The following is a 4,959-nucleotide window of genomic DNA, read 5'->3' as shown; positions in this document are numbered from 1 at the left end:
ATCTCGCCGCTTTTCACATCCCAGAACCGAGTCAGCAGACTTGCGATTGTCGATTTACCGCCGCCAGACGGTCCGACAAGCGCAGTCATCGTGCCTTTATTGGCTTTGAATGAAACATCTTTAAGTATGTCGTTTTTATCGTAGGCAAAAGTGACATTTCTGTATTCTATCTCGGGAGCATTGCTGTTAGTCAGCGTTTGTGTGCCGTTATCTTCAAGCTCTTTCTCTGCAAAGAGTGCTTCTATCCTGTCCATACAAGCACTCATGACAGTGAGTCTTGCCTCCTGATCGTAGAACGATTTTATCGGCACGAACAGGTCAAACAGGCACAGGAGCATACCGAAGAAATATTTCATATCCATTAAGCCCTTTGTGTAGAGAAAAGCCGAAAGTGCAAGCATCAGCACCGTGCCGATACCGTAGATCAGGAACACACCGCGCTTATAGGGGTGATGTGAGAACTCAAAATCGAGGTTCACACGGCAGTTGGTATCAAAGCTGTCGGTCAGTTCTTTTGATTTTTCGCCAAGCAGATTGTAGGTCTTGATAATGCCGATGCCTTCGGTAAAGTCAAGCACCGCCTGCGTCTGCGTTTCGGCAGCTTGCTGTTTTTCGTCCGAGTGTACAAGGTCGCTTTTCATCATCTTCCTACCAAGCAGTACCATACAGCCCGTGACAGCAAGGGAAGCAACACCTAACCGCCAGTCAAAAATAAACATGAACACGATCATGATAGTCTGCGAGAACAGGTAGCTCATCATATCCGCAAGAACCATCATGCAGTTTTCTTCAATGAACACCATATCCGTTGAGAGCACCGAGCTGATCTTGCCGATGTTGCCCTCGGTGAAGTAACCCATCGGCAGACGGCGCAGATGCTCGCCCAGCTTCATTCGCATATTGGCGAATATCAGGTAGCCCGCGCCGCTTTGCAGACGGTCTGCAACATACTGGAATATTGCCTGCAATACCACACTTGCGACTAATGCTATCGCGCCGTAGAGAGCAGCTTTCTTGGTGATCGTTCCGTCAATATATGTGGTGACAACAAAATAGGTCACTACGATCGGCACTTTCATGAGCAGACCTTTCAGGAACGAAAAGCCCATAGCACCGTATATCCTGCCCTTGTATTTCCCCGAAATGCCGAGGATACGTCTTATCATTCCTATCATGCCCTCACCTCATTTCCGATAGTCCAGTTGGCTCTTGCTTCGCTGCTGTTCCATAATTTCTGGTATTCCGCACAATTTTGCAGGAGCTTTTCATGTGTGTCTGCGGCAATGATATTTCCGTCCTTCATAACACAAATTTTGTCGGCGTTCACTATCGTCTGCAAGCGGTGAGCAATGACAAGAACGGTCTTGCCTTTGATGATCTCGCCGATCGCGGCATTCATTTTCTCCTCGTTTTCTGGGTCGATGAATGCTGTTGCTTCGTCAAGCACGATGACAGGTGCATTTTTCAGTATCGCCCTTGCAAGAGAAATTCTCTGTCGCTCACCGCCCGAAAGCATTTTACCGCCGTCGCCTGCCATTGTGTCGATGCCTTTCGGCAGACGTTTCAGGAACTCACCGCACTGTGCTTTTTCAGCCGCCGCCATTACTTCTTCACGGCTTGCATCGGGCTTGCCGATGAGGATATTCTCATACAGCGTGGTGTTGAACAGAAACTGCTCCTGCGATACATAGGAGATGTTGTCGTTCAGCGCTTCAATGCTCATATCGGTGATGTCCTGACCGCCGAGGGTGATATGTCCGCCGTTCAGATCATAGTAATGGACAAGCAGCTTTGCAAGAGTTGATTTGCCGCTGCCCGATTCGCCGACCAGCGCCGTAAGCGTCCCTTCTCCGAGTTCGAGTGAAACGCCGTGCAGGACTTCCTGTTCTTTATAGGCAAAACGGACATCATTGAATCGAACGATATGTGAATTACCGATAAACTGATTATCTGTTGCTTTTAACGGCTCATGATCCATAGCCTTTTCGATCTCATCTATCTTGTAGCCGAGCTGAGGTATCTTTCCTGCAAAAGCGAGGGCTTTCAGAAGCGGCATTCCAACTGACAGCGACAGGCAGAACACAAGCACCAGATCCGCAAGCGTTGATATGCCATTCAGTACAAAGATCGTTCCCACCGGAAGCATCACGAGTGCCACACAGGGAATGATCGCATTGTAAAGTGCCATCCACGGCCAGCAGACCTTGTACCACGCAAGAGTAAAATCACGGTAATCCTTAATATCCTTTTCGTATCTTCTGTAGCTCTCACCGTCACGCCCGAAAACCTTGACGACTTCCATACCGTTGACGTATTCGATGATCGTAGCGTTCATTTTGGCAGAAGCGGCGTAGTAAGCGTTCATTCGCTCCATACCCGCCTTGAACATCATGCCCATAGCGAACAGTCCCAAAGGAAGAGAACAGAGCGACAACAGGGCTAATTTCCAGTCTGCAAAGAACATACAGATGATCGCTATCAGCGCCATAGAAAGATTTGCGATGCCCTCGGGGATAGCGTGTGCAAGAAGCAGTTCGACTTGATCTATATCATCGGTGAACAGTTTTTTGATCCTGCCGTTGCCCATATCCTGAATGGCACCGAGGGGCTGACGCTCCAGCTTTTTCTGCAAGGAAATACGGATATTTTTCAGCGTGTTGTATGCGGAGATGTGAGAGAATTTAAGCCCCCATACATATAAGATAGCATAGGCTAACTCACAAGCAAAAATAATGGCTATATGCATTGCATAATAGCCTGCGGAAAGTGTTTCTCCGCTTATCAGTGGTTTTATGATACGATATACCAAAAAAAATGGCACAGCGGAAGCGATCAGTCCTGCGAACATCGCTCCCAGAGCCGCATAGGTATATCTGATGTATCTGCCCATATAGGGCTTGATCTTGTTAAACAAAGTTTTCATCGCCTTTCTTTAGCATAATCACTTCCTGCCAGTTGAAGAAGCGGCAGACAATCCTGCAATGTTCTTCGATCTGCTCCCATGACATATCATGGATGATCGGCTCACAGACGCACGTCCAGAAGGATGAGATCAGAACATGAAATTCCTCTCTTGAGACTTCTGCTTTGGCAAGTCCTCGTTTTTTTGCTTCGGCGTAGAACTGCTCATAGGCATAGCTCATTTTCGTGACATATTCATGGTTGAAATTCTCGTATCGTGTCCCTGCTGCCTTATCTATCAGCAGAGTGAATGTATCACGATGCTGATACAGCAAGCTGAACAGCGGTAACATCGAATCATAGGTCATTTGCCATGAATCGTATATCTCCTTATCCGAAAGCCCAGAAAAGTCTAACCCTGAGCGTTTCTTTAAAAATAAATCAAGCTGTTCGGCTATATCGTCAACAACGGCACAGAATAAGTCCTCTTTGCCCTTATAACGCTTGTAAACTGCGCCCGTGGTGATACCGGCATTCTCGCAGATCGTTTTCAGTTCTGCCTTGATGAATCCCTTGTCAAGAAATTCCGCTTCCGCACTGGCAAGCAGTCGTGGGTCGATACTTTTATCGGGAACTGACATAGGTATCCTCCTCTCATTGAAATCTGTATTACCGATAATCCGTTTATCATATTAGCATATACTAACCGATTTGTCAAGTGCTGCGGTCGAACTTTTTGCAAAATAGGCAGAATGACTATAATTTATTTTGTGAAGTGTGAGGTTCAGTTGATTTACACAATAATATTAAAGCAAAAGGCTATGCATCCCTGCAAAGCCTTCTCTGAGATTATTCGTCCACGTCGCTACACTTGTCAAGCCCGTGAAGCAGTTGGATATAAACGCACTCCGCACGTTCATGTTCCTCACCGTCTGTGGACATCATGAGTTCAAGAAAATATGCTTCCGCTTCATCATAGTCCGTCCAGACCTCACGCCTTCCGTTGCAGACAGTAGTGACCTTGCGTGATCTCGGCTTTGCCAATTCAGGTGTTTTCAACATAGCTGTTACCTCCAAAAGTTTTATCGTGAATCCATTATAATGGATAATTCTTCCGAAGTCCAGCTCTGCGGAGTGATTGTAACCATTTTTGTGAAGTGCACAGCAATTTCAAAAGCCAGTCCAGTTCATAGCGCACATAATGAATTTCATCGCCGTCGGGAATTATCCTGACGGTGATTTTCATATTCTGCTCAATGCTTTAGCTGAGCCACCTTTGTATGCAGAAACATCAGCGGACGCCAGAGCTTATCGCCAAGCTCCTTGATCTCCTCAATATCTTCCTTGTAAACTTTGTTCGTGACATTCGCACGGTGGGCAATCTGGTTGATATTGTTGGCGATATTGTTCGCAAGTACAGTGAGCCGTTTCAGCTCGTTCTCGTCGATATGGACGATGTAACCCTCAAAAACCATCGCACGAACAAATCCACTGAGACTGCTCATACCGCTGTTCTCAAACTTCTTCTTGATGGCAGCCATTTCCTCGGGGCTGACACGCACTTTCAGGTACAATGTACGCTTCTTTTCATCTTTCATTTCTCTTGTTCTCCTTTTCTATTTTTCTCAATTCGGGGTCGTAGGGGCAGCGCCCTCTGCCAAGCCTTGTGAAGTGTGTGTAGTCGCTTTTTGCGCCCACACTTCACCGTGCTTGCTGGTAGAGTTTCGCCCCAGTGGGGCGAATGTCATTTCCGAGCCTTTCGGCTCGGTCTTTTTTTCTCTATTCCGAGAATTGGAGCTGTGCGACTTTCTCTATTTCGTCGCTCCCCATAATCAATATAGCGCACTTCCCCGATCACGTCAATAATAAATTTCAGATTCTTTATGTTCGTTCAAAATCGCTTCGTCAAAATGACCGGATAGCATAAAAGGCGAAATAGCGTGATTTTAGTTTTTTGAATCGCAAAATCCCCCGGATATTTGTTGACAAAGTATGAACAAAAGTTTGTGCGCAATGCGGCTTGTATTTCAAATGTAGAGCGCGCTATAATTGGATCAT

General features: G+C 46.5%; 5 protein-coding genes. All 5 read right to left on the bottom strand.

Annotation, left to right across the window (positions count from 1 at the left end; all coding sequences use genetic code 11):
• Positions 1-1,175 (bottom strand): ABC transporter transmembrane domain-containing protein (locus CUS_RS15830; RefSeq protein WP_002852654.1); only part of this gene is annotated, 1,175 nt, incomplete at its 3' end.
• Positions 1,172-2,914, bottom strand: a complete 1,743-nt coding sequence (locus CUS_RS15825; RefSeq protein ID WP_002852660.1) for an ABC transporter ATP-binding protein — start codon at positions 2,912-2,914, stop codon at positions 1,172-1,174. The genes CUS_RS15830 and CUS_RS15825, both read right to left, overlap by 4 nt.
• Positions 2,907-3,542 carry a TetR/AcrR family transcriptional regulator gene (locus CUS_RS15820; RefSeq protein ID WP_002852656.1) on the bottom strand — a complete coding sequence of 212 codons (636 nt, stop codon included), beginning with the start codon at positions 3,540-3,542 and terminating at the stop codon, positions 2,907-2,909. The genes CUS_RS15825 and CUS_RS15820 overlap by 8 nt, the downstream gene beginning before the upstream one ends.
• 208 nt (positions 3,543-3,750) lie before the next feature.
• The gene (locus CUS_RS15815) at positions 3,751-3,963 is read right to left on the bottom strand and encodes a hypothetical protein (protein WP_002852659.1); all 213 of its coding nucleotides are present in this window, start codon (positions 3,961-3,963) and stop codon (positions 3,751-3,753) included.
• Positions 3,964-4,154: 191 nt separating this feature from the next.
• On the bottom strand, positions 4,155-4,499 hold the full coding sequence (locus CUS_RS15810) for a plasmid mobilization protein (protein ID WP_002852658.1): 345 nt from the start codon (positions 4,497-4,499) through the stop codon (positions 4,155-4,157).
• Positions 4,500-4,959 lie beyond the last annotated feature (460 nt).

The organism is Hominimerdicola alba 8 (assembly GCF_000178155.2).
Taxonomy (GTDB): Bacteria; Bacillota; Clostridia; order Oscillospirales; family Ruminococcaceae; genus Hominimerdicola; species Hominimerdicola alba_C.
Note: the sequence above shows the minus strand (reverse complement) of the source record. Positions and strands in the feature narration are given on the sequence as shown.

Coding starts and splice junctions, on each gene's coding strand:
- CUS_RS15820 (WP_002852656.1), bottom strand. CDS start 3,542: ATGTCAGTTCCCGATAAAAGTATCGACCCACGACTGCTTGCCAGTGCG.
- CUS_RS15810 (WP_002852658.1), bottom strand. CDS start 4,499: ATGAAAGATGAAAAGAAGCGTACATTGTACCTGAAAGTGCGTGTCAGC.
- CUS_RS15815 (WP_002852659.1), bottom strand. CDS start 3,963: ATGTTGAAAACACCTGAATTGGCAAAGCCGAGATCACGCAAGGTCACT.